General features: G+C 63.4%; 18 protein-coding genes and 1 pseudogene. 15 read left to right on the top strand and 4 right to left on the bottom strand.

Annotation, left to right across the window (positions count from 1 at the left end; all coding sequences use genetic code 11):
• Positions 1 to 44 precede the first annotated feature (44 nt).
• From O6760_RS05515 to bglB, 7 genes are read left to right on the top strand one after another with little or no spacing between them, the layout of a single operon-like run.
• Positions 45 to 1,031 carry an ABC transporter permease gene (locus O6760_RS05515; protein WP_269584481.1) on the top strand — a complete coding sequence of 329 codons (987 nt, stop codon included), beginning with the start codon at positions 45 to 47 and terminating at the stop codon, positions 1,029 to 1,031.
• 10 nt (positions 1,032 to 1,041) lie between these two features.
• Complete coding sequence (locus O6760_RS05510; protein WP_269584480.1) at positions 1,042 to 2,172, top strand: ABC transporter permease; 1,131 nt, start codon at positions 1,042 to 1,044, stop codon at positions 2,170 to 2,172.
• A 24-nt stretch (positions 2,173 to 2,196) separates the two neighbouring features.
• Positions 2,197 to 3,219, top strand: coding sequence for an ABC transporter ATP-binding protein (locus tag O6760_RS05505; protein WP_442969918.1), 1,023 nt, complete (start codon positions 2,197 to 2,199; stop codon positions 3,217 to 3,219).
• A complete protein-coding gene (locus O6760_RS05500; protein ID WP_269584478.1) occupies positions 3,216 to 4,247 on the top strand; it encodes an ABC transporter ATP-binding protein in 1,032 nt (343 codons plus the stop codon). The genes O6760_RS05505 and O6760_RS05500 overlap by 4 nt, the downstream gene beginning before the upstream one ends.
• Positions 4,244 to 5,482 carry an HAD family hydrolase gene (locus O6760_RS05495; RefSeq protein WP_269584477.1) on the top strand — a complete coding sequence of 413 codons (1,239 nt, stop codon included), beginning with the start codon at positions 4,244 to 4,246 and terminating at the stop codon, positions 5,480 to 5,482. The genes O6760_RS05500 and O6760_RS05495 overlap by 4 nt, the downstream gene beginning before the upstream one ends.
• Complete coding sequence (locus O6760_RS05490) at positions 5,479 to 7,953, top strand: hypothetical protein (protein ID WP_269584476.1); 2,475 nt, start codon at positions 5,479 to 5,481, stop codon at positions 7,951 to 7,953. The genes O6760_RS05495 and O6760_RS05490 overlap by 4 nt, the downstream gene beginning before the upstream one ends.
• Positions 7,954 to 7,975: 22 nt before the next feature.
• Positions 7,976 to 9,061, top strand: coding sequence for a beta-galactosidase BglB (gene bglB, locus O6760_RS05485; protein WP_269584475.1), 1,086 nt, complete (start codon positions 7,976 to 7,978; stop codon positions 9,059 to 9,061).
• Here bglB and O6760_RS05480 read toward each other — a convergent pair.
• A complete protein-coding gene (locus O6760_RS05480) occupies positions 9,058 to 10,119 on the bottom strand; it encodes a CehA/McbA family metallohydrolase (protein WP_269584474.1) in 1,062 nt (353 codons plus the stop codon). The two genes, bglB and O6760_RS05480, sit on opposite strands and share 4 nt — an antisense overlap.
• A gap of 856 nt (positions 10,120 to 10,975) precedes the next feature.
• Here O6760_RS05480 and O6760_RS05475 point away from each other — a divergent pair.
• From O6760_RS05475 to O6760_RS05465, 3 genes are read left to right on the top strand one after another with little or no spacing between them, the layout of a single operon-like run.
• Positions 10,976 to 11,959, top strand: a complete 984-nt coding sequence (locus tag O6760_RS05475) for a tripartite tricarboxylate transporter substrate binding protein (RefSeq protein ID WP_269584473.1) — start codon at positions 10,976 to 10,978, stop codon at positions 11,957 to 11,959.
• Between the two features lie 57 nt (positions 11,960 to 12,016).
• Positions 12,017 to 12,496 (top strand): tripartite tricarboxylate transporter TctB family protein, encoded by a 480-nt coding sequence (locus O6760_RS05470; RefSeq protein ID WP_269584472.1) that lies wholly within the window; start codon positions 12,017 to 12,019, stop codon positions 12,494 to 12,496.
• A gap of 2 nt (positions 12,497 to 12,498) precedes the next feature.
• Positions 12,499 to 14,019 (top strand): tripartite tricarboxylate transporter permease, encoded by a 1,521-nt coding sequence (locus O6760_RS05465; protein WP_269584471.1) that lies wholly within the window; start codon positions 12,499 to 12,501, stop codon positions 14,017 to 14,019.
• A 91-nt stretch (positions 14,020 to 14,110) separates the two neighbouring features.
• On the opposite strand, the gene O6760_RS05460 is transcribed toward O6760_RS05465, so the two are convergent.
• Genes O6760_RS05460 through O6760_RS05450 form a run of 3 tightly spaced genes read right to left on the bottom strand, consistent with a single transcriptional unit; the run spans position 14,111 to position 16,226 of the window.
• On the bottom strand, positions 14,111 to 15,373 hold the full coding sequence (locus O6760_RS05460; RefSeq protein ID WP_269584470.1) for an RNA polymerase sigma factor: 1,263 nt from the start codon (positions 15,371 to 15,373) through the stop codon (positions 14,111 to 14,113).
• Entirely contained in the window at positions 15,366 to 15,734 is a 369-nt protein-coding gene (locus O6760_RS05455) for a YciI family protein (protein WP_269584469.1), read from the bottom strand. Before O6760_RS05455 ends, O6760_RS05460 begins: the two co-directional genes overlap by 8 nt.
• A 51-nt stretch (positions 15,735 to 15,785) precedes the next feature.
• On the bottom strand, positions 15,786 to 16,226 hold the full coding sequence (locus O6760_RS05450) for a hypothetical protein (protein ID WP_269584468.1): 441 nt from the start codon (positions 16,224 to 16,226) through the stop codon (positions 15,786 to 15,788).
• Between the two features lie 925 nt (positions 16,227 to 17,151).
• On the opposite strand from O6760_RS05450, the pseudogene O6760_RS05445 reads away from it, so the two are divergent.
• The 5 genes and pseudogenes from O6760_RS05445 to O6760_RS05425 form a co-directional block, all read left to right on the top strand.
• Positions 17,152 to 17,259, top strand: a pseudogene (locus O6760_RS05445) (AAA family ATPase); the annotation flags it as partial.
• Positions 17,260 to 17,539: 280 nt separating this feature from the next.
• Complete coding sequence (locus O6760_RS05440) at positions 17,540 to 18,271, top strand: ABC transporter ATP-binding protein (protein WP_269584467.1); 732 nt, start codon at positions 17,540 to 17,542, stop codon at positions 18,269 to 18,271.
• Between the two features lie 12 nt (positions 18,272 to 18,283).
• On the top strand, positions 18,284 to 19,675 hold the full coding sequence (locus O6760_RS05435; RefSeq protein WP_269584466.1) for an ABC transporter permease: 1,392 nt from the start codon (positions 18,284 to 18,286) through the stop codon (positions 19,673 to 19,675).
• A gap of 31 nt (positions 19,676 to 19,706) precedes the next feature.
• Positions 19,707 to 20,510: an outer membrane lipoprotein-sorting protein gene (locus tag O6760_RS05430; protein ID WP_269584465.1), complete on the top strand. Its 804-nt coding sequence runs from the start codon at positions 19,707 to 19,709 to the stop codon at positions 20,508 to 20,510.
• On the top strand, positions 20,510 to 22,015 hold the full coding sequence (locus tag O6760_RS05425; RefSeq protein WP_269584464.1) for a hypothetical protein: 1,506 nt from the start codon (positions 20,510 to 20,512) through the stop codon (positions 22,013 to 22,015). The genes O6760_RS05430 and O6760_RS05425 overlap by 1 nt, the downstream gene beginning before the upstream one ends.
• Positions 22,016 to 22,019: the final 4 nt, after the last annotated feature.

Here is a 22,019-nt window from a genome sequence, read left to right as displayed (position 1 = left end):
ATCGCCGGACGTTCCGTTTTCCAACTCGTGAAGATCGGTGCCAGATGTTCGGATTTATCGTCAAGAGGATGCTTTGGGCGCTGCCTGTTCTGGTGGTCGTGTCCTTCGTGTCCTTCCTGATCATCCAGCTTCCTCCGGGCGACTACGTCACCGCCATGGTGGCGGAGATGCGCAACAACGGCGAATTCGTCACGCCGCTTCAAGAAGAGGAAATCCGTACCGCGCTGGGGCTCAACGATCCGATCGTCATCCAGTATTGGCGCTGGATATCGGCGATCCTCCTCAGGGGCGATTTCGGCCAGTCCTTCCACTGGAACGCGCCTGTTTCCGAACTGATCTGGGACCGCCTGGCGATCACGCTCATTCTGTCGACACTGTCGCTGATCTTCACCTGGATCATCGCCATTCCCGTCGGCGTCTATTCCGCCACCCGGCAGTATTCGGTCTTCGACTATGTCTTCACCGTCTTCGGGTTCCTGGGCAAGGGCATCCCCGATTTCCTGCTCGCGCTTGTGCTGATGTGGATGGGCTTCGCCTGGCTCAACATGGATGTGGGCGGCCTCATGTCGCCCCAGTACGAGGGCGCGCCGATGAGCTGGGCCAAGGCTCTCAACATCCTTGGCCATATCTGGATCCCGGTCGTCGTGCTCGCCACGGGTGGTGCCGCGGGGCTGATCCGCGTCATGCGCGCCAACATGCTCGACGAGCTTGGCAAGCCCTATGTCGAGACCGCCTATGCCCAAGGCCTGTCGGAGCGGCAGGTCGTCTGGCGCTACCCGGTGCGCGTGGCGCTCAATCCGTTCATTTCGACTGTCGGCTGGGCGCTGCCGGCGCTGTTTTCGGGTGACGTGATCACGGCGGTGGTGCTCAACCTGCCGACGACAGGCCCGCTGCTGCTGCAGTCGCTCAAGATGCAGGACATGTATCTCGCCGGTTCCTTCATTCTGATACTCAGCGTTTTCACGGTCATCGGCACGATGGTCTCCGACATCCTGCTGGCGTGGTCCGATCCGCGCATCCGCTACGCGTGAGGGCTCCGTCATGACCGATCAGATTCAAGACCCGATCCATTCCGCGCCTGAAACCGAGGAAAACCTCTACACCGCCAACGCCTGGACCCTGATCTGGTGGCGGTTCAAGAAGCACAAGCTGGCCGTCGTCTCGCTGGTCTTCCTCGTCTTCGCCTATCTCACCGCGATCTTCGCCGAGATCGTGGCTCCCTACGCGCCCGGCGAGATCGAGCGGCTTCAAACCTTCGTGCCGCCACAAACCGTTCGCATCTGGCACGACGGCGCGTTCCACCGGCCCTTCGTCTATGAGCTCAAACGCACACGCGACAAGGAAACCGCCCGGGTGACCTATCAGGAAAACCGCGACAAGCCCCTGCCGATCAAGTTCTTCGTCAAGGGCGACCGCTACGAGTTCTGGGGGATCTGGGAGGCCGATCTCCATCTGTTCGGCATCGAGCACCGCAAGCAGAAACTCACCCTCCTGGGCACTGACAGCCTTGGGCGGGATCTGTTCTCGCGGCTCGTCTACGGCGCGCGTGTCACGCTCTCCGCGGGGCTTGTCGGGGTGATTTTCGCCTTTGTGCTGGGGCTCTTTTTCGGCGCGATCTCGGGCTATTTCGGCGGCATTCTCGATGCCTCGATCCAGCGCCTGATGGAGTTCATCCGATCGGTGCCGACGATTCCGCTCTGGATGGGGCTCGCCGCCGCTCTGCCGATCGCATGGGACCCGCTTTTTGTCTATGTCCTCATCACCCTCATCCTCGCCCTGATCGGCTGGACCCATCTGGCACGCGTCGTGCGCGGACGCTTCCTGTCGCTCCGGACCGAGGATTACGTCATGGCTGCGCGACTTGCGGGGGCCAGCGAGTACCGGGTGATCACCAAACACATGCTGCCTGCCATGACGTCCTACATTATCGCGGCCATGACGCTCGCGGTGCCCGAAATGATCCTCGGGGAAACGGCGCTTTCTTTTCTCGGGCTTGGCCTCCGCCCCCCGGTGGTTTCCTGGGGTGTGCTGCTGCAGGACGCCCAGAACCTGCGCTCGATTTCGCTCGCCCCGTGGCTGCTGGCACCCGGTGCCGCGGTGGTTTGCGTGGTGCTGGCGTTCAATTTCCTCGGCGATGGTCTGCGCGACGCGGCCGACCCCTACGGCCATTGAGGAGCGAAACGAGTGAACAACGACATGTCTCTTCCCGCCGAGCGCCTCCTGGACCTGCGCGACGTCAAGATTTCCTTCGACACCCGCGACGGGCGCGTCGATGCGGTCTCGGGGGTCACCTATCACGTGAACCGGGGCGAAGTGCTCGGCATCGTCGGTGAAAGCGGCTCGGGCAAGTCCGTCACCGTTCGTGCGGTGATGCGGCTCCTGGCGCGCAACGCGGTCGAGGGGCCGGGCGGCTCGATCCGATTCTGCCATGACGGCCGCACCGAGGAGCTGTCCGGCCAGCGGCGCGACAGCCGGCTCATGCGGCGGCTGCGCGGCGGCCAGATCGGCATGATCTTTCAGGAGCCGATGACGGCGCTTTCGCCGGTTCATACGGTCGGAACCCAGATCATGCGCACGGTTCAGCTCCATCGCCGCTGTTCCCGGTCGGAGGCGCGCGCCCGCGCCATCGAGCTTCTGGGCAAGGTGCAGCTTCCCCATCCCGAGCGCATGGTCGACCGTTATCCGCACCAGATGTCGGGCGGCATGCGCCAGCGGGCGATGATCGCGCTCGCGCTGTCCTGCGACCCGGCTTTGCTGATCGCCGACGAACCGACGACCGCGCTCGATGTGACGACCGAGGCGCAAATTCTCGACTTGCTGAAGTCGCTGCAGGAAGAGTTCGGCATGGCGATCGTCTTCATCACCCATAATTTCGGTGTCGTCGCCGATATCGCCGACCGCGTTGCGGTGATGTATCTGGGCCGCATCGTCGAAACCGGCGCGGTCGAGGACATCTTCTATGCGCCCAAGCACCCCTATACCCGCGCGCTGCTGCAGTCCATTCCCCGTCTTGGTCAGAAAAAGGTCCGCCGGCTCAAGACGATCCGCGGCTCCGTGCCCGACCCGTACAACATCCCGGCAGGCTGTCCGTTCCACACCCGCTGCGACTTTGCCAGATCAACCCCCTGCGCGACGGGCCTGCCGCCGCAACGCAGCTTCGCGAACGGCCAGAGTGCACTCTGTCACTTCGCCGGAGAGCTGCCGGAGGTGTCCGAATGAGCCACATTCTTCCCCCTGAGGCCCTGCCTGACGACGTCCTGATGAGGGTGCGCGGCCTGACCAAGCATTTCCCCGTGCGCAGCGATGGCAAGTCCCATGTCCTGAAGGCCGTTCAGGATGTGACTTTCGACATCCGCAAGGGGGAAACCTTCGGGCTCGTGGGCGAAAGCGGCTCCGGCAAATCGACCGTGGCCCGGCTCATGTTGCGGGCCTATTCGCTCACCGGCGGACAGGTCCTCTTCCGACGTACCGACGGTTCCGTCGCCGATATTTCGGCACTCGACGACAAGGCCCTTCGCAGCATCCGCCGCGAGATGCAGATGATCTTTCAAGATCCCTATTCCTCGCTCAATCCCCGCATGACACTCCTTGAACTCGTCGGCGAGCCGATGCTCGTGCACGGTTATTCCAGGGACGCCATTGCGGCGCGCGTGGCGCAACTCCTGCGCGCCGTCGGGCTGCGTCCCGAATATGCCGCGCGTTACCCGCACGCCTTTTCCGGCGGCCAGCGCCAGCGCATCGGCATCGCCCGCGCGCTCGCGCTCTCGCCCGCGCTCATCGTTGCGGACGAGGCGGTCTCGGCGCTGGATGTCTCGGTCGCGGCGCAGAACATCAATCTCCTGCAGGACCTGCAGGAAGAAAACGACCTGACCTATCTCTTCATCACGCACGATCTTGGCATGGTCGAACATATCTCCGACCGGATCGCCGTGATGTATCTCGGACAGATTGTCGAGATGGGCGAGACGGAGGCGCTTTTCGAGCGTCCCCGCCATCCCTATACCGAGGCGCTTCTGGGCGCCGTGCCCCAGCCCGATCCGGCCAAGCGCAGGTCGGGCAAACGGGTGGTGGTCAAAGGCGAGGTGCCCGACGCGACAAATCCGCCGCCGGGCTGCGCCTTCCATCCGCGCTGCCCCTATGCGAGCGAGCTTTGCTCACGAACGGAGCCGCCGCTGGCGGAGATCGATGGCCGGCAGGTGCGCTGCCATCACGCGACCGAACTAACCTTGCGCGGGGTGACGGAATGACGCTGTTCTCCGTGTCCTTGCCCGCTTTGACGCGTGCCGGAACGGGCACCGACGCAGAGCTTGCCGCACGTCATGCGCCGCTGCTTCACGTGGACCTGCGCGAGCCCGCGCCGCCGCTTGCAATGGGCTATTCCGTGCACCGCGCGCCCGCGCAGTCACCATCCTCGAAATTTCATCTTCGCCCGCCCGAGGGCGGAACAGTCATCGAATATGCAATCTGGCACGACTGGGACATTCAGCATCTCTACGATCTCGAACATGTCTGGGTCCATCTCGACCGGGAGGGGGAAGTGGTCCGCGTCGAGGGGTCCATGCACGGCTTTCGTGTCTCGCTCGACTACGGATCCGGTCTTCCGGCCATGGAGGGCGCGCGGCCGCATCTTTTCATGGAGCCGGGCAAACATGCGATCTGGGCCGAGGCGCGGCCCATGTCCTTCATCGCCGGTGCGATGATCCGCACACTGTGCGGCGCCGAGGCCGGGCGTGACGGGGTGCATCTTGGCAATCCTTTCGCCGAGGCCGGGGCCTATGCTGCCGATGCGCGCGCGCATCGCCTTGCCCGGCTCGCCATGCGCCGCGCGGCATTCGAGCCGAGCTTCGAATTCGAGCCGGCACCAGAGCCCGCGCTCACCGACTGGGCCACGCTCGCAGCATGGATACCCGCCCGGATGCGGGAGCTGATCTCCGCGCTGCCGTGCAAGGTGCCTCATTTGGAGGGTCTCTTTCTCGATTGCGGCGACACGCTGATCGACGAGACGACCGAGGTCAAGCGCCCCGGCACCGAGGTTGTGCTCGAGGCGGAGGAAATCCCCGGTGCGATGGATGCGGTGCGCGCGCTCGACGCGATGGGCTACCCGCTCGTGCTGGTGGCGGACGGGCCGCGTGAAACCTTCGAGAACCTCCTCAAGCCCCGCGGGATCTGGCACCTGATGCAGGCCCATGTGATTTCAGGCGATGTCGGTGAATTGAAACCCGCGCCGGTCATGTTCGAAACGGCGCTCCAGGGCCTTGGTGTTCAAAGGCGGAGCCGCGTCGTCATGGTCGGGAACAATCTTGAACGCGACATCGCAGGCGCCAACGCCGCGGGCCTTGTGAGCCTCTTCGTCGCCTGGTCGAAAAAGCGGAGCCACGCGCCCGCCTCGCCCGCCGAAACCCCGGATTTCCGGATTGACCGGCTTGAAGAGCTTCCCGGGATGATCGACGCCATCGAACTGGCGCTGGAGACGCTGTCGTGAGTGCCCGTTTTCCCGTCCAGCCCGGCGAAACCGTTACCGCTTTTGCCCTCGGACCGCTGACGGCGCGGCCCTTCGCGGGCACACCCGCGCCGCTCGAGGACCGGGTGGACTACCGGTTCGTCAACGGTTTCGTCGATGTCGGCGACCTGCCCTGCCGGACCGCGACCTGGGACGAGGTGGCGACCCGGCAAATGCCGCCCATGCCCGAGGTTCCCGACACCGACATTTCGCTGCCGGGCTTCAACCGGCGGCTCGATTTCTCGGGGTTCTGGCATCTTCCGCACCGGCTCGCCCGCGGCGCGCGTACCCGGCTGATCCCGTCCGGCGACGGCGCCGCGCCCTTTCGGCTTGCAACCTGTGGCGGGGTCCATGTCTGGGTCGACGGGGCCCATGTCGCCGCGTTCGAGCCCTATCGCCGCAACGAGGTGCAGGAGACCGCGCTCACCTTGCCCCTGCGCCCCGAGGGCAGCGAGGTCGTGCTGCTCATCGAGGAGATGGCCGAGCGCGACACAAGCTATTTTGTCGAGCTGACCTGGGTCGGTGAGGGCACGCTGACCAGCGAGGTGCCGAGCCAGGCAGACCCGGAAACCCTCGATCTGCTGATGGCGCTGGCGCGCGATATCCGCCCGGATGCGGTCGTCTTTTCCGGCGACGCGCCGGTCACCCTTCGCATCGACGCACCGGCGCCGCGCGACGTGGCGGTCCGGGCATCTGTGCCGCCCAGTGTCCATCTCACCCATCAGCCGCCGCTTTTTAAGACCGATCTGGTCCTTGCGCGCGGTGCCGATACGCTCAGCTTCGACACGACCGGACTTGGCGACGGCTATCATCCGCTCGACTTGACCTTCTCCATCGGCCAGACCCGGCTGCATCGCCGGATTGCCTTTGCCCGAATGGCGGATCTCGCCAAAGCCCACCTGCCCGGCACGCTTGCCGCGCGCAAGCGCGCGGCGCTCGCTCATGCCGCCGATCACGGCGAGCCGCGCATCGGCCGCCTGCTTGCCGCCTGCGCGCTCGGACGCGACTGGGACACCACGGCGGAGAGCATAATCGCCGACACGCTCGACGGAATAACCACCCGGCGCGACTGCTCGGACTTTGTCATGGTGCCGTTGCTCTGGCTTCTCCACGACCACGCTTCCGCGCTGCCCGAAACCGTGGCCGACGCCGCCCGCAAGGCCGTTCTGGGCTATCGCTACTGGATGGACGAGCCGGGCAACGACACGATGTGGTTCTGGTCAGAGAACCATGTGCTTTGCTTCCATGTCAGCGAATATCTTGCCGGCCGGCTTTGCCCCGAGGCGGTCTTTCCCAACAGCGGCATGACCGGGGCCCAGCATGCCGTGCTGGCGGCCCGGCGGCTCGGACGCTGGTTGACGTCGGTTGAGGAGCACGGGCTCGCGGAATGGAATTCCGCCGCCTATTACCCGATCGACTTCATCGGACTTCTGGCGCTCGCGCATTTGGCCGAAGGCGATATTCGCAGCCGGGCACGGGCCATTCTCGACAGGCTTTTCACGATGATCGCGCTGCACACGTCCGGCGGCGTGGCGGCCGGTTCCATGGGGCGCGCCTACGACAAGGAACTCAGGGCAGGGCCGCTCACCGAGCTCGCGCCCTTCGCCGCCGTCGCCTTCGGGCAAGGCTGGCTGGGCAAAGGCGTCGCGGCCCTGCCGATGTTCTGCCTGTCTGATTACGCACCGCCCGAAGATCTGGCTGCCCTTGCCGCACCCGCGCCCCGCACGGCCATCGAAACGCGCTACATCCAGGGTTTCGGCGATCAGGGCCGGCTGGCGACCTTCAAGACCGCCGACATGCAACTTTCCGCCGCGATCGACGCCATGCCTGGCGCATCCGGCCATCAGCAGCACCTCATCGACCTGCAAGCTGCCCATCATCCCTTCGCCCGCATCTGGATCAATCACCCGGGCGATGACGATCCCTGGGGCGCCGAAAGGCCCTCCTACTGGGCCGGAAGCGGGATCATGCCGCGTCTCGGCATGGCGGGCGAGACCGCGCTGTTGTTCAGCGATCTCGGCGCGGACCCGAGACTGGCTTTCACCCATGCCTATGCGCCCCTTGCCGCCTTCGACGCCCACGTGGCGGGGCCGGACTACCTTGTGCTAGCCTCGGGGCGTGGCGCAGCCGTCCTCAAGGCCACCGGCCCGATCGAACCGGTCTCCACCGGGCCCGGCGCCGGGCTCGAATGGCGCTGCGCCGGCCGCCGCACCGGCTGGGCACTGTGGATCGCGGCCCATGACGGCGACTCCCTCGATTCACTGGCAGCCTGCGCGGCCGACTGCCGCCTGTCGTTTGTTGAGGGAACCGCCGCCCTTCGACTGACGCGCGCGGGAAGGCCCGACCTGACACTCGACTACGCCACAGGTCTCACCTGCGGCGACACGCCTTGCCCCTTCCCGACACATGCCCGCGCACCCAAGATTTCCACCCGCCGCTTTCCCGAAGCCTGAACGCCAGAGAACGAGGATTTCCATGCATCACAGCCAGGACACTCTCCTTTCCCGATTGACCAGCGTGGCGACTGGGTTGGCGCGGCTGCGGGGCATCAACGACACCGCACCGCTCGACGGCGACGGGTTCCGGCTGCAATTCGACGAATGGGACTGGGAAATTGGCGTCGGCGTCTACGGGCTGTTCCGCCACGCGGAAAGCACGGGGGACAAAGGGCTCATCGCGGTGCTGGCGGACTGGTACGACTGGCAGATCTCGCGCGGCCTGCCGCCGCGCCAGGTCAACTCGACCGCGCCGATGCTGGCGCTGGCCTGTCTGCTCGATCATGTCGACCGCCCCGACTGGGAAGCCCTTGTTGCCGACTGGGCGGACTGGCTCATGACCGGGCTGGCGCGCACCGAGGATGGCGGTTTTCAGCATGTGGTCAAGGAACGGGCCAATGACGGCGAACTTTGGGATGACACGCTCTTCATGACGTGCCTTTTCCTTGCCGTTGCGGGCAAGCGCATGAACCGGCCCGACTGGACCGACGAGGCCGTCTATCAATGCCTCGTGCATGCCCGCTATCTTTCCGATCCGGTCACCGGGCTCTGGTATCACGGCTGGACCTTCAACGGACGGCACAATTTCGCACGGGCCTTCTGGGCGCGGGGCAATTCCTGGATCACCATCGCGATCCCCGAACTGTTCTCGATCCTGCCCGGCATATCGGGCCCCGAACGCCGTTTTCTCACCAACGTACTGCGCGCCCAGGTCACGGCGCTGGCGGCGGCGCAAAATGCCGACGGCTATTTCCATACGCTGCTCGACGACCCCGGTTCCCCGATCGAGGCATCGGCCACGGCCGGGATCGCTTACGGCATTTCGCGGGGGATCGAACAGGGGCTTCTTGCGCCGGAATATTCCACGGTCGTTGCCAGCGCCCGCCGCGCGGTGCTCGACTGTATCGGCGAGGACGGGATCGTCGCCCATGTCTCCGACGGCACGCCCATGGGACACACGCTGCAGTTCTACAAGGACATTCCCAATATCCCGACCCCCTACGGACAGGCGCTGACCATGCTCATGTTGATCGACGCGTTCGGTGAAGGAGCGCGGGCAGCCTAGAACGCCGGGTCGTAGCCGAAGTAGACCGGGCCGGTCAGCGCGACCATCGTGCCGCTCTGGCTGGTGCAGTAAGGTGCCGGGGGAAAGGGGGTCTGCGGTCCCTCGATCTCGGCGCGCAGATAGGCGCGGATGCCCGGTTCCAGCGAAAGCGTCGCCTCGGCCGCACCCGTCACCGGATCGGTCCACAGAAGCGCGACCTCCTTGCGGTTGCAGATGATCCGCACCCGGTAGCGCGCCTCCTCGATCCGGCCTCCCGAAAGCGTTACCCGCACGGTGACGGAGCCGCCCGATGCGGGGGCGATATCGCCCATGAAGAGGGTTCCGTCGCGGTTCGTGACGATCAGTTCGGCGCGCGGAGCGTAGGGATTGGCGCTCACGCTCGTGCGTCCGGCCTCGAGCGCGGCAAGGATCGCCTCCGGGCTGCGATCCTGCGCGAAGACCCATGTCGTCGGCGTACCCGGCGCATTGCCGAGTGCCTCGACGCTTTCCGGCCGGTCCATGTCGCCGTTCTCCGGGACCCCGTGATGGGCATCCGAGCCGCCGCGAGCCGGCATGATCCGTCCCGACAGCAGCACGTCGTCCCAGATCCTAAGACCCGTCACATTGCGCGCCCATTGGCTGGTGTTCCAGATCTCGATGCTGTCGGCGAGATCCCAGGAAAAACTGTAGATGTTGCGCGTGTCGGGATGGTTGGCGGAAAAATGCACGCCGAGTTCGGTCTTCAGCGCCCGGATATCCCAGTCCCGCGCATCGCGCGCGTCGAAAACGCGTTGATGATCGTAAGGCCTGGCTGAAAGGATGTTGGCATGGCCCCGCGCCGCCGTCAGCTCGGCTCCGTAGAAGAGGGTCAGTTGATCGGAGCGAAAGTCCGGATCCGCCCAGGTATGATCGGCAACCGCACCTGCCACATGGACATCGTGATCCGTGATCGCCAGATAGTCGAGCCCGGCTCCCCTGGCAGACGCGATGATGCGTGCGATCCCGTGGTGGGTGCTATCGGTGGAATGGCGCGAATGCATGTGCCAATCGCCCTTGAGCCATATGCCGGTTTCTAGCATCGCTTACCTCTGTGATTCACCGGATAAGCTATAGGTTTCAAGGGTCTGGCGAAAGACCAATTGCTTAAAGTTTCAATGGAAATTTCGCAGATCCGTCTCAAGGCCGGCCGATGCAGACGGCCCGGTTTGAGGAGGTCGCGCCCAGGCCGCTGTGACCGGGCCGCGATCCGCCGCAAGTCCCTTGAGCGCAGCGCTCTGACGGAAACAATCCGACGGGTTGAAGCGGGCCGGATTTGCCGGAACCCGTTTGTCTTGGGGTCTGCGGCAGAGAGCGCCGGCAAACGGGCGGTCCATACCACCCGCTCGGTATTCCGTTTTGGGTCGGGGAGGCAATCGGCAGACCTCTGAAATTCGGCGCGCGCCCGCAGACCGGACGATGCGCTTCGTTGAAGCAAACCACCGCAGCAGGGGGCAACCGAGCTCCGTCCCGTGGTGCGTCCTCCCGTTGATTGCCATGCGGCGTCCGGGGGTAAGAGCAAAGATCACCCGGGTCATTTCAGCCTCCAGACAGTCTTTTGCCGTCCGCTTCCGTTTGAAAACTGGACCGGTCTCCGTTCGGCTCCCGGGAATTTTGCCCGTCATTTCAATGGGTAGGGACGTCCGGCAACAAGTATATCATATATATCTTGTATACTAGTTATTTCGGCGATAGTTTGAGCCGGTCGTTGCTGCCTCCCGGGTTGGCGACCTTTCGATCCAATGGAGGTGGATTGACTGGGCAGGACCCGGGAAAAGGTGGTTTCAAGCAGGCCGTCGCTTTGGTCGCCGGGCTTGGTTCCAACTGCTGAATGCCGGTCGGAATTGACACTCACCGCAACAGGCAGCGCAGCACGACTGTGCAAGGGAGGAAATGCAAATGAAAATAGGCAAGCTTTTTAAATCGATTAAAATCACCATGGCCACGGTCGTTGCCATGGGGTTTGTTTCTCCGGCGCTGGCGGAATATCCGGACCGGCCCATAACCTTCATCGTGCCCTGGGGAGCGGGCGGCGGAACCGACGCCGTCGGACGCATTCTGGCATCGCTTCTGGAAAAAGACCTCGGCCAACCGGTAAATGTCGTCAACCGCACAGGCGGCTCGGGTGTCGTTGGCCACTCGGCCATCGCGACGGCAACACCGGACGGGTATACGATCGGAATGCCGACCGTCGAGATCACCATGATGCACTGGGCCGGGCTGACGGACCTGAGCTACAAGGACTACACGGTGCTTGCTCAGGTCAATCTCGATTCCGGCGGTCTGATGGTGAAGGCCGATTCAAACTTCGAAACGGCCGCGGACTTGCTGGCGGCGATCAAGGACAGCCCGGAGGGGACGTTCAACGGCTCGGGCACCGGGCAGGGCGGCATCTGGCATCTGGGCTATGCCGGTTGGATGCTTTCGGAAGGCGTCGATCCCGCGGTCGCTCCCTGGGTCCCCAGTCAGGGCGCTGCACCCGCGCTCAAGGACATGGTCGCCGGTGGCATTACCTTCGTGACGTCGTCGCTGGCTGAAGGACGCGCCCTGATCGAAGCGGGTGAAGTGCGTGCGCTGGCCACGATGGGCGAGGAGCGCCTGGAGATCATGCCGGACGTGCCGACCCTGAAGGAGGCAACCGGGTCGGACTGGACCGTCGGTGCGTGGCGCATGGTTGCAGGTCCTGCCGGACTGCCGGACGAGGTGACCAGCGTGCTCGTTCCGGCCCTGGAGAGGGCCTACAATTCCGACGAATATCGCGAGTTCATGGAAGGGCGCGGCTTCGGCATGATCTGGCGCCCGGCTGAAGAGGCGGCGGCTTATATGCAGGCAGCGGACGAGAATTTCGGCGTTGTGATGAAAAAAGTCGGGATTGCCAACTGATCCAAACGCGCTCTGTCCCGGTTCCCGACCGGGGCAGAGTTTTCAGGGGGCAGGATCGTGAAAGTAAATGATGCAATATCGGGCGGCTTTTTCGTCCTTTTCGCCGCTCTGGTTTTCTACCTCACCAGGGACTTCCGGGTCATGCCGGGGCAGAACTACGGCGCCGCGTTCTTCCCGCGCACCATTGCGGGGGCAATGGCAGTGCTGGGACTGGTGATGGTGTTTCAGGGCGTGCGGAACAGGGGAACAGAACCCTGGGCAACGGCGTTCGACTGGATTGGATCGCCGCGTCTTGTCGCCAATTTTCTTTTGATTGTCGGCATTCTGGTTTTCTACATCCTGCTGTCGGATTGGCTGGGGTTCCCGATAGCGGGTTTCGTCTGCATCTTCTCGATGTTGATGTGGTTGCGGGGTCCCGGGCACTGGTTGGGGTCGCTGGCACTGTCCATCGCGGTTGTCGTCGCGCTGCAATATGCCTTTGGCGAGGTCCTGCGTGTCCCCCTGCCCTGGGGATTGTTGCAGGACTACAGGTGGTAGGCATGGACCATTTCCTCACTGCCTTGCCGATCGTGCTGGATCCCTATGTTCTGACGGTCATCCTCCTGTCCGGACTGTTCGGGCTTTTCATGGGGGCAATTCCCGGTCTTTCGGCGACAATGGCCACCGCGCTTCTGGTGCCGATCACATTTTTCATCCCGCCCGTTCCGGCCCTTGCCGCCATCGTAACGGCCACGGCCATGGCCATTTTTGCGGGGGACATACCGGGGGCTCTCCTGCGAATTCCGGGCACCCCCGCTTCGGCTGCCTACACGGACGAGGCGTTTGCCCTGACCCGGAAGGGCAAGGCCGAGCTGGCGCTTGGCACCGGCCTGGTCGCCGCGGTCATCGGCGGCATGTTCGGAGCGGTGGCGCTGACGTTTTCAGCGCCCATACTGGCCAAAGTGGCGCTGAAATTCTCTTCCTATGAGTACTTCTGGCTGGCCTGCCTTGGCCTGACCTGTGCAGCGTTCATATCGGGCTCGAACCCGGTGAAAGGGGCGATTTCCCTGTTGATCGGCCTGTTGGTGGCAACTGTCGGGCTTGATCCGATGTCGGGCCAGGCCCGGTTCACATTCGGATCGGTTGAGCTGATGGGCGGGATCAACTTCATTCCCGCGATGATCGGCATGTTCGCGCTGGCCGAAGTCTTGCGCGTCGTCACGGCAACCAGACCACCTGACGCCGTCAGGCAGGCATCGATCGGCAACGTGTTTGCCGGACTGGGCGCGATCATGTCGAAATATCGAATGAACCTGCTGCGCGGGTCGGTGATCGGGACGCTGGTTGGCGCCTTGCCCGGGGCCGGGTCGGACATCGCCGCGTGGATATCCTACGCGGTTTCGAGACGGTTTTCGAAGGAACCGGAAAAATTCGGGACAGGCCATGTCGAAGGGCTGGTGGATGCGGGGTCTTCGAACAATGCGGGGCTGGGCGGAACCTGGGTGCCCGCGCTTGTTTTCGGCATTCCGGGCGATTCGATCACCGCGATCGTGATTGGCGTTCTTTACGTGAAAGGCATGAATCCCGGACCCACCGTGTTCCTGGATCAGCCTGAATTGATCTACGCGGTGTTCATTTCGTTTTTCGTGGCGAATTTGCTGTTGTTGCCGCTCGGTTATCTGGCAATCAAGTCCTCCAAGCAGCTGTTGCGTATCCCGCGCTCGGTGCTGATGCCGATCATCCTGATGTTCTGCATGGTCGGCACGTTTGCGATCAACAATTCGGTATTCGGCATCGTCGTGTTGCTCGTTTTGGGACTTGTTGCCTATCTCATGGAGGAGAACGGCTTTCCCATCGCTCCGGCCATCCTGGGACTGGTTTTGGGGCCGTTGCTGGAGGACGCCTTCATGACCTCGATGATCAAGGCAAACGGTCAGTTCGCGACCTTCTTCGAGCGACCGATCTCAGCCGGGTTGGGGATCGTCACCATCGCAATCTGGCTTTCGCCGCTGGTGCTCGGCCCGGTGCGCCGGCGACGGAAGGCCGCGGCCGCCACGCAACAGCTCGATCCGGAGACCTGACAGCAGGACTGAACGGCTCGGCTGTGCCGGACCGGGGAAAATCCGGCCCGGATCCCGTCAGGCCTTGCTGTAGCGACCATCGAAACTGTTTTCAACTCCTCCCCGTTCCTGCCCCGTCCTTCAGCCGCGCCAGCTCGCTCGTGAGGAAGATCCGCTCCTCGGTGGACGGATGGCAGTCGAGAGCGGCTCTCAGGGCGCGGACGGCATCGGCTCGCCGGCCGGCTTCTTCGGACAGGCCGGCGTATACCGCGTGAAACGGCAGGTAGTCCGCCAGCGTTTCCACCAGTTCCTGCAACTCGGCCAGGGCGCGATCGGGGCCCTGCAGGCGCGACAGGGCGACGAGCCGGTTCAGGCGAACGACCGGCGAGGGCTCCAGCGCTTCCAGAGCCAGGTAGAGACAGTGGATTTCTTTCCAGTCGGTGTCTTCGGCGCGGGCGGCCGCGTTGTGAACAGCCGCGATGGCCGCCTGAACCTGAAACGGGCCGACCTGTCCGCTGCGCAGGGCGTTTTGCAGGTATTGCGCTGCCTGGGCGATCGCGCCGCGGTCCCAGAGCGTCCGGTCCTGATCCGGAAGCGTGACAAGGCTCCCCGCCGCATCCAGCCGGGCGCCCATGCGCGCGGAATGGCCCAGGAACAGTGCCAGCAGTCCAAGGCTTTCCGGTTCGCCCGGGAACAGCGAAACCAGAAGGCGGGCCAGCCGGATCGCCTCGCGGACAAGGAGCGGCTGCAGATGCTGTTCGTCGTGGCTGGCGCCGTAGCCCTTGTTGAACATCAGGTAGAGCGCCTTGCGCACCTGGGCGATGCTTCCGGCCCGCTCGCCGGGCTTGATGTCCGCCTCGCCGGCGCCAAGCCGTGCCTGCGCCCGGGCCCGGGCCCGCGATATCCGGCGCTGCATCGTATCGGCTGACGTGACATGCGCCCGGGCCAGGTCGTTGATCCCGAGCCCCAGCACATGGCGAAGGCAGAGCAGCACCTGATCGCCCGGTTGCAGGCTCGGATGGCAGCACAGAAACAGCAGCCGCAGCACGTCGTCCCTGAAGCGCGCCTTGTCAAGCGCCTCCTCGGCCTGTGGCTGGCTGCCGTCGGCGAGCCTGAAGGCAGCCTCCAGAGGTTCCTCCGCCTGCCTTGCGCGCTGGCGATACACATCACGGGCCGCGTTGCGCGCCACGTGCAGCAGCCAGGCGGTCGGATCCCGCGGGATTCCGTTGGCCGGCCAGTTCTTCGCCGCGCGCAGGGCCGCCGTCTGGAACGCGTCCTCGGCCATCTCGATGTCACGGCACCAGGCCACCAGCGCCGCAACCGCGCGTGGCCGGGCCGCCGCCAGATGCGCGGCGATCGCGGCACGGTCAGCCATCGGTGGTGACGGCCCCCCTGGCCCAGGCGACCGCGCGCACTTCCATTGTTGCAACGCCTGCCGGCAGCTCGCGCGCAGCCTGCTGCGCATAGCCGACATCGTCGCATTCGATCAGATAGAACCCCAGGAACTGTTCCTTGGACTCCGCAAAGGGGCCGTCCAGCAATTCCGTCCCCTTGCCGGCATCGCGCAAATGCGTCGCCGTGGAGGGAGGCATGAGCTGAACCGAACCGCGATATGTGCCCTCGGCCTCCAGCCGGGTCTTCAGGTTGTTGTGTTGCTGTATCAGCGCATCCTGCGCCTCCGGCGAGAGGTTCTCGGTCACGCCTTCCGCGCCGAAGATCAGGATGGAATAGAGCATGGTGGCCTCCTTTTGTCCGATTTCCGAAGCTCCCGCGAGCGGGAACCGCGGTCATGATGCGCGCGGCCTGCAACGCGGATCAAGCCAGCGATGAACCAGGGCCAGAGCCACCCCGAAGAGAACGAATTGTATCGCCAGGTACAGGGTTTCGACCGCGACGAAGGTCGATTTCGGGAGGAAGCCGCATTTCGCCGCGTCGCCGATGACATGCGACGACCAAAGAAAGACGAAGGCCGTGCCGCAAAGCATCGCGATCGCGCGGCCCAGACCGCGGCCCTCGACAACAGACTGAAACAGGACACCCAGAATGATCGCCTGCGTGACAATCGCCACGAAGCCAAGCGGGACATCCGCGTCTTCGGGGCTGGGCCAGTTCAATGAGACGTATAGCGGCGCAAACAGTTTCAGGTGCCAGACAACGGCAAATCCCAACGTCAGCACGACATAGAGAACAGCATCGGCCAGCGCGAGCATGGGGCGTGAAAATGTCATGAGCGTCGTCCTTTGTTTCCGGTTCATCGCGAGGACGACGGCCGGCACCGATTTCGGACCGCTCCGGAAACTTTTTTTCAAGCGCTCTACACGGAGCCCCTGGATCGGCGTGGTTTGCGAGCGGAAGTCATGGGAAGCGGATCACGAAACACGTTTCGGATACGGCCCGCTGAGCGGCTCCCGGACTTGCGAAGCCTGCTTTGCCGATGCCGTGGCAGGCGGTCTTGAGGGAGCAAATAGCGACGCGGAACGCTCAAACACCGACCGCAACAAACAAGAACCGGGACAGTGCCATCGGACGGGTGCCAGTTCGACGGACCTGGTACCAGACCGCCCTTTCGGCACCTGCACGCTGTGGCAAGCCCTTGAAAGCGGACCACGCCCTGGAACCGTCTCCCGGACCAAGGCGTGCCGCAGCAGGACAGATTGCAGTCGAAGGACCAGGTGAACAGGACGTCGCCCTGATCGAGATCGGACAGCAGAACGTTTTCCGGTGCGATCACCGTCCCGCCGAACCCGACAGGCGCACCGGAACCCTCGGCCTCCAGTACCTTGCTCCGAGCAGGCGGAAGCCGAGCTCCCCGATCCAGCCGTTCAAGCGTGGGACCCGTTCACGTTTCTTTCCATTGTTCGGTTTGTGCCGCTACGAATGCGTGTCGGGCACCCTTGTGACAATGCGAATTTGCGGTGGCCGCTTTGCAAAAAAACACATCGCATGCGGCTTATCCAAGTCTTTTGAGGCCCGACCTGAGACATGGGTGACAAAACGTCCGGAGACAAAGGTAACGCTTTCCGTTTTTGGGAGGTGTCTAAAGTGGAGGAAGCCGCACGGCTGCTCGAAACCCATCCTCAGGACGTCAATGCTTGAACCGGGGGCGACCGACGAGACCGAAATTCGCCCGAACTCAGAGTTTGCAACGGAGCCCGTCTGACCGGTGCGCCGCTGTACCGCGTCACCGGCCACGTCAATATCCTCGAGATGAACGGTGACAGCTACCGCCTCACCCAAAGCCGTGCCCGAAAGGCAGGTTGACCCCACCCGGAACGTCGCCGCGCACGCCTGCCCCCCCCGGCTCGGGCTACGCCCTGCCGGCGGTCTCAGGCGTGAGCAGCAAGCCGTTGACTTTTACTCCGCCCATTTTCCTGTTCATGCTTCGCCGTTGACACCGCTCTTTTCGATTTATGGCGCAATGTTCTGAATTGTTACAATGTGAAGTCCGTAAGCGGAGAAATAGTATTTTTTGTTGTTTGAGTTGTGAGTGGCTCGGTAGGTAAAATTTGCTCAATAATTTTACCAAAAGAGGGCCGAGATCGTGACCAGAATATCTCAGCAAACGGAGTTCGAAGTCGCAACCGTGGAGCCGGTTCTGCAAGTTGAAGCGGCTGCCGTTTTCAAAAATATTTGCAAGAACTACAAGCTTGATCGTGTTCTTGTTAACGCGCTTCGTGATGTTTCTTTTACCATTCCAAAGGGCGAGACAACATTCGTCACCGGACCGTCGGGCAGCGGCAAGTCAACCCTCCTGAATATCCTGGGCCTGATCGACCGGCCGACTTCCGGTACGCTGTCCCTGCTGGGGCAAGACGTGACCGGGCTCAGCGATGCCCGGGCCGCCGACTTCCGGTCCCGGCACATCGGTTTCATCTTCCAGTCCTTCAACCTCATCCCGGTGCTGAGTCTCCTTGAGAATGTGGAGTTTCCGCTGCTGCGCCACAGGCTAAGCAGCCGCCAGCGCCGGGAAAGGGCCGCGGACTATCTTGCCGCGGTCGGCCTCGGCGATCTGACAGACCGACGGCCCGGTGAAATCTCCGGCGGACAGCGCCAGCGCACGGCGATCGCCCGTGCCCTGGCCACGGAGCCGGACCTCATTGTGGCCGACGAACCAACGGCGAACCTCGACAGCCGGACATCGCGTGAAATCATCACGCTCCTCGACCGCATGAAATCCGAATTCGACACGTCGGTTGTCATCTGTACCCACGAGACCGATCTGATCACGCCGCAAAGCTGCCGGATCGAAATCGTCGACGGTGAACTCTGCTAGAGGCTGCGTATCATGATCTGGACCATCGCATTTCGGAATCTCGTCAAGAATGCACGCCGGTCAATCATGACCGCGCTGGCCATCGGGGTCGGCGGCCTTGCGGCGTTGCTGTTCGGCGGCTTTGTCACCTCCATCTGGTTCGGGGTTCAGACCTCGATGATCCAGCAACAGGGGCATTTGCAGATCTATCGGAACGGCTACCTGGAATACGGCGCGGCCAATCCTGAAGACTACACGATCGGCGACTGGCCGGAGATTGCCGATCTTCTGCTGGCGGACGTCGTGATCCGCGACAGCGTCGAAGTGATCACGCCGCGGATCGACCTCGCGGGCGTCGCCGGCAACGCGGTTACCGGAAACTCCAAGACCTTCATCGGCCAGGGTGTCTATCCGTCGAAGATCGACAGGATGCGGCAATGGGACGGCTGGCAGATCGGCCAGGCAACCCCGGCCACGGGCCTGAACGACACCGAGAACGGGACCGTTGTCGTCGGCCTCGGCATGGCCCGCATGCTGGGGTTCTGCGACCGGTTGCAGGTCGAAAATTGCCGGGATCGTCCTGAGGCGCCGGCACAGGCCGCGAGCACGCCTGCCGGCACGGATATCGATGCGCTCGTCTCCGGCGACCGGGAACTGGCCGACCTGTCATCCTCCGGCTCGGCGCGGCCGCCGCTCAACCTTATGGCCGCCACGACGGAAGGCGCTCCGAATATTGTCCGCGTCGGCATCGATTCCGCACAGGCGCAGGCCATCCGCGCCGTCGACAACGCCTTCGTGCTCATGCATTTCGAGCAGGCGCAGACGCTGCTTTACGGGGAACGCCCCGAGGCGACCGCGCTCATGCTGCAGGTGAAGGCGCCGGAACTGGTCGATGCGGTCAAGGCCCGTGTCGCGATGCTCCTGCAGGACGCCGGGACGGATCTGACAGTCTATCATTTCACCGAGGTGGATCCGACCTTCAACCGTATCTTCGGCATGTTCTCCTTCATTTTCTTCGTGATCTCCCTGGTCCTGTCGATCGTGATCGTCTTCACCATCGTGAACACGGTTTCCATGACCGTGGTGGAACGCGTGAAGGAAATCGGCACCATTCGCGCCATCGGATTCCGAAAGAGCTTCGTCAAAAAGCTGTTTCTCGCCGAAAGCGCCCTGACCGGCCTGTTCGGCGCGGCTGTCGCGCTGATTCTCGCGGTGGCGGTTTCCAGCTTTGTCAATTCCGCGGGGCTGCAATGGACGCCGCCAAGCAACGCGACGCCGCTCACCGTCCAGTTGATGGTTCTGAAAAATCCCGTGTTTGCCGCTTCGGTCTTCCTTGCACTGATCGTGCTTGCCGTCCTCGCGGCGGTCCTGCCGACCTTCCGCGCAGCCCGCATGAACATTGTCGAAAGCCTGCACCAGTCCTGAGCAGGTCCGCACCAGGAAAGGAGAATCGGAAATGACCTTCAATCGCCGCGAATTCAATCGGCTGCTCCTGACGGCAGCGGCTTCAGCCGGGGCCACGGGACTGACCGTTCCGGCCCTCGCGGCCCCGGATGCCAAGACCATCCTTGGACAGTCGGATGCGATCCGGAATCCGCAGACCTCCTTCGTCGTCGACGTCCATCTGCTGAATTACGAAAACGGCAAGCTGGACGGGCAGACCAAGGTCACCACGCATTCCCGAAAGCAGGGCGGTCAATTCCAGACACTGGTCTACATCACCGCGCCGAGCATCGATCGCGGCAAGATCCTGCTGCGCAATGGCAACATCCTGTGGCTATACGATCCCAAGTCACGGGCATCCGTGCGGATTTCGCCGCGCCAGCGGCTGCTTGGCAATGCCTCCAATGGTGACGTTGTCAGCTCCAACTTGGTCGGCGACTACAATCCGGTGCTGGAGGGTACCGAGACAATCGCCGACGGCGACCGGCAGAACCGCAACTGCTATCGGCTGAAGCTGTCCTCCGCCAGCAGTTCGACGCCCTACAGCGCCGTCACTTTCTGGGTGGATGCGGCGACCTCCAGGCCCATAAAGGGCAAATACTACACGAAAAGCGGCTCTCTCATCAAAGTCGCCTGGTACCGTTCCTGGAAATCGCAGATGGGCGAGGTTCGTCCGACCGAAGTCGTGATTGCAGACGCGTTCGATCCGAAAAAGGTGACGCTGATGCGGATGAACGCCTTCAGGCCGCGCAACCTGCCCCAGTCCTGGTTCCGCAAGGAGTGGCTGCCGCGATTTGAACTGCAGGGCAGTTCCTGATGATGAAGCCCTCGGGTGTTCTATGCGCAGCCGCGGGTCCGTTGCTTCTGAGCACCGGACTGGCATTTGCGCAGGAGTTCGACCTACCTCCCGTCCTGGAAGGCGACAGCGTTGTGGCCGCTCCGGTAATTGAAGACGAAGGCCCTGCCGCCGATGTGGGTGTGGCGTCTCCTGAGCCCGATGACATCCCGCTGCCGGACATTGCGGTCGGGGAAATCCCGCCAATCGAGGACAGTGTCGAGGCCGAGGTGACCGAGGCGGAGACGTCTCCCCCGGTGCTGGCCTCGAAGACCTCGTCGTTGGAACTCGAACTGCGCGGTTTTCGCAATGAGGATCAGCAGGGCGATGACATCTATGCCGGCCGGTTCTCGGCGCACTGGTTCGGCCGGAACAGCCTGAGCGAAAACACGGCGCTCCTGTTCAATCTGCGTGCCCGGGCCGCCAAGATCGAGGCGGAACCTTTCGAGGTCGAGGACGACACGCGCCTCGATGTACAGGAACTGGGATTTGCCTGGGACACGGGCAAGAACCTCTCGCTTGAGGCCGGCCGGATCAACATCCGGAACGGCGTTGCCCTCGGTTTCAATCCGACCGACTGGTTCAAGGCCAACAGCCTGGTCACGATCGACAGCCAGGACCCCGGCGACCGGCGGGAAGAACGGCTGGGCACGGTCGTCGTCAACGGCGCGACCAGCATCGGCAACACGCTCGTGCAGGCAGGCTACCGGCCGGAAATCTCCGCAGCGCAGGACACCGTGATCACGAACGCCGACATCGTCGGACTGAATCTGAACCGGACCAATCCGAGCTATGCAGCCTACGCCAAGGTCTCGCCGGGATTCGGCGGAAACATCTCGTTCACCGGCAATGTGATCGTCGAGGACGACCGGTGGGGCGGCGGCGCCGAAGTCAGCGGCGCGCTCGGCAACAACCTTGTCCTCTACGGGGAAACCTTCATTCAGGACCGAATGAACCTGTCCGCGGAGGCCCTGGAGGACGGATCGGGAAGCGCGGCCTTTCGGCGGGGTATCGGTGCCGACCAGGGGTTCTTCGTGGCCGCCCAACTCGCGGTCGGCGCAACCTGGTCCTTTCCCGAGGTGCTCGCAAAATCCGAGGATATCTCCCTTTCGCTCGAGTACCACTACAACGGTGCCGGCCTCAACAACCGGGAACTCGATGCCCTGGCGGATGCGTCCGGATCCGATCTTGCAGCGGCGGGGGCCGTCCATTCCTTTGCTTCGCGGGAGCAGGAACCGCTTGCGCAGCATCAGCTTTTTGCACGTTTTGCGTGGAACGATTTCTGGAACGACGCCGATTTCACGGCGATAGGCTACTACGTTCCGCACGATCACAGCGGACTGGCGCAGATTGCCGCAAGCTATCCGTTCAACGACAATCTTGAACTCAGCATGCGGGCGTTTTCCGTGTTCGGTAGCGACACGTCGGTCTACGGCTCAAACCCGCTTCAGAACTCAATCCAGCTTGCGGTGAAATACACATTCTGATCGA

Source organism: Roseibium sp. Sym1 (assembly GCF_027359675.1).
Lineage (GTDB): Bacteria > Pseudomonadota > Alphaproteobacteria > Rhizobiales > Stappiaceae > Roseibium.
The sequence above is the reverse complement of the archived record's forward strand: the minus strand, read 5'-3'. Positions and strand labels throughout refer to the sequence as shown.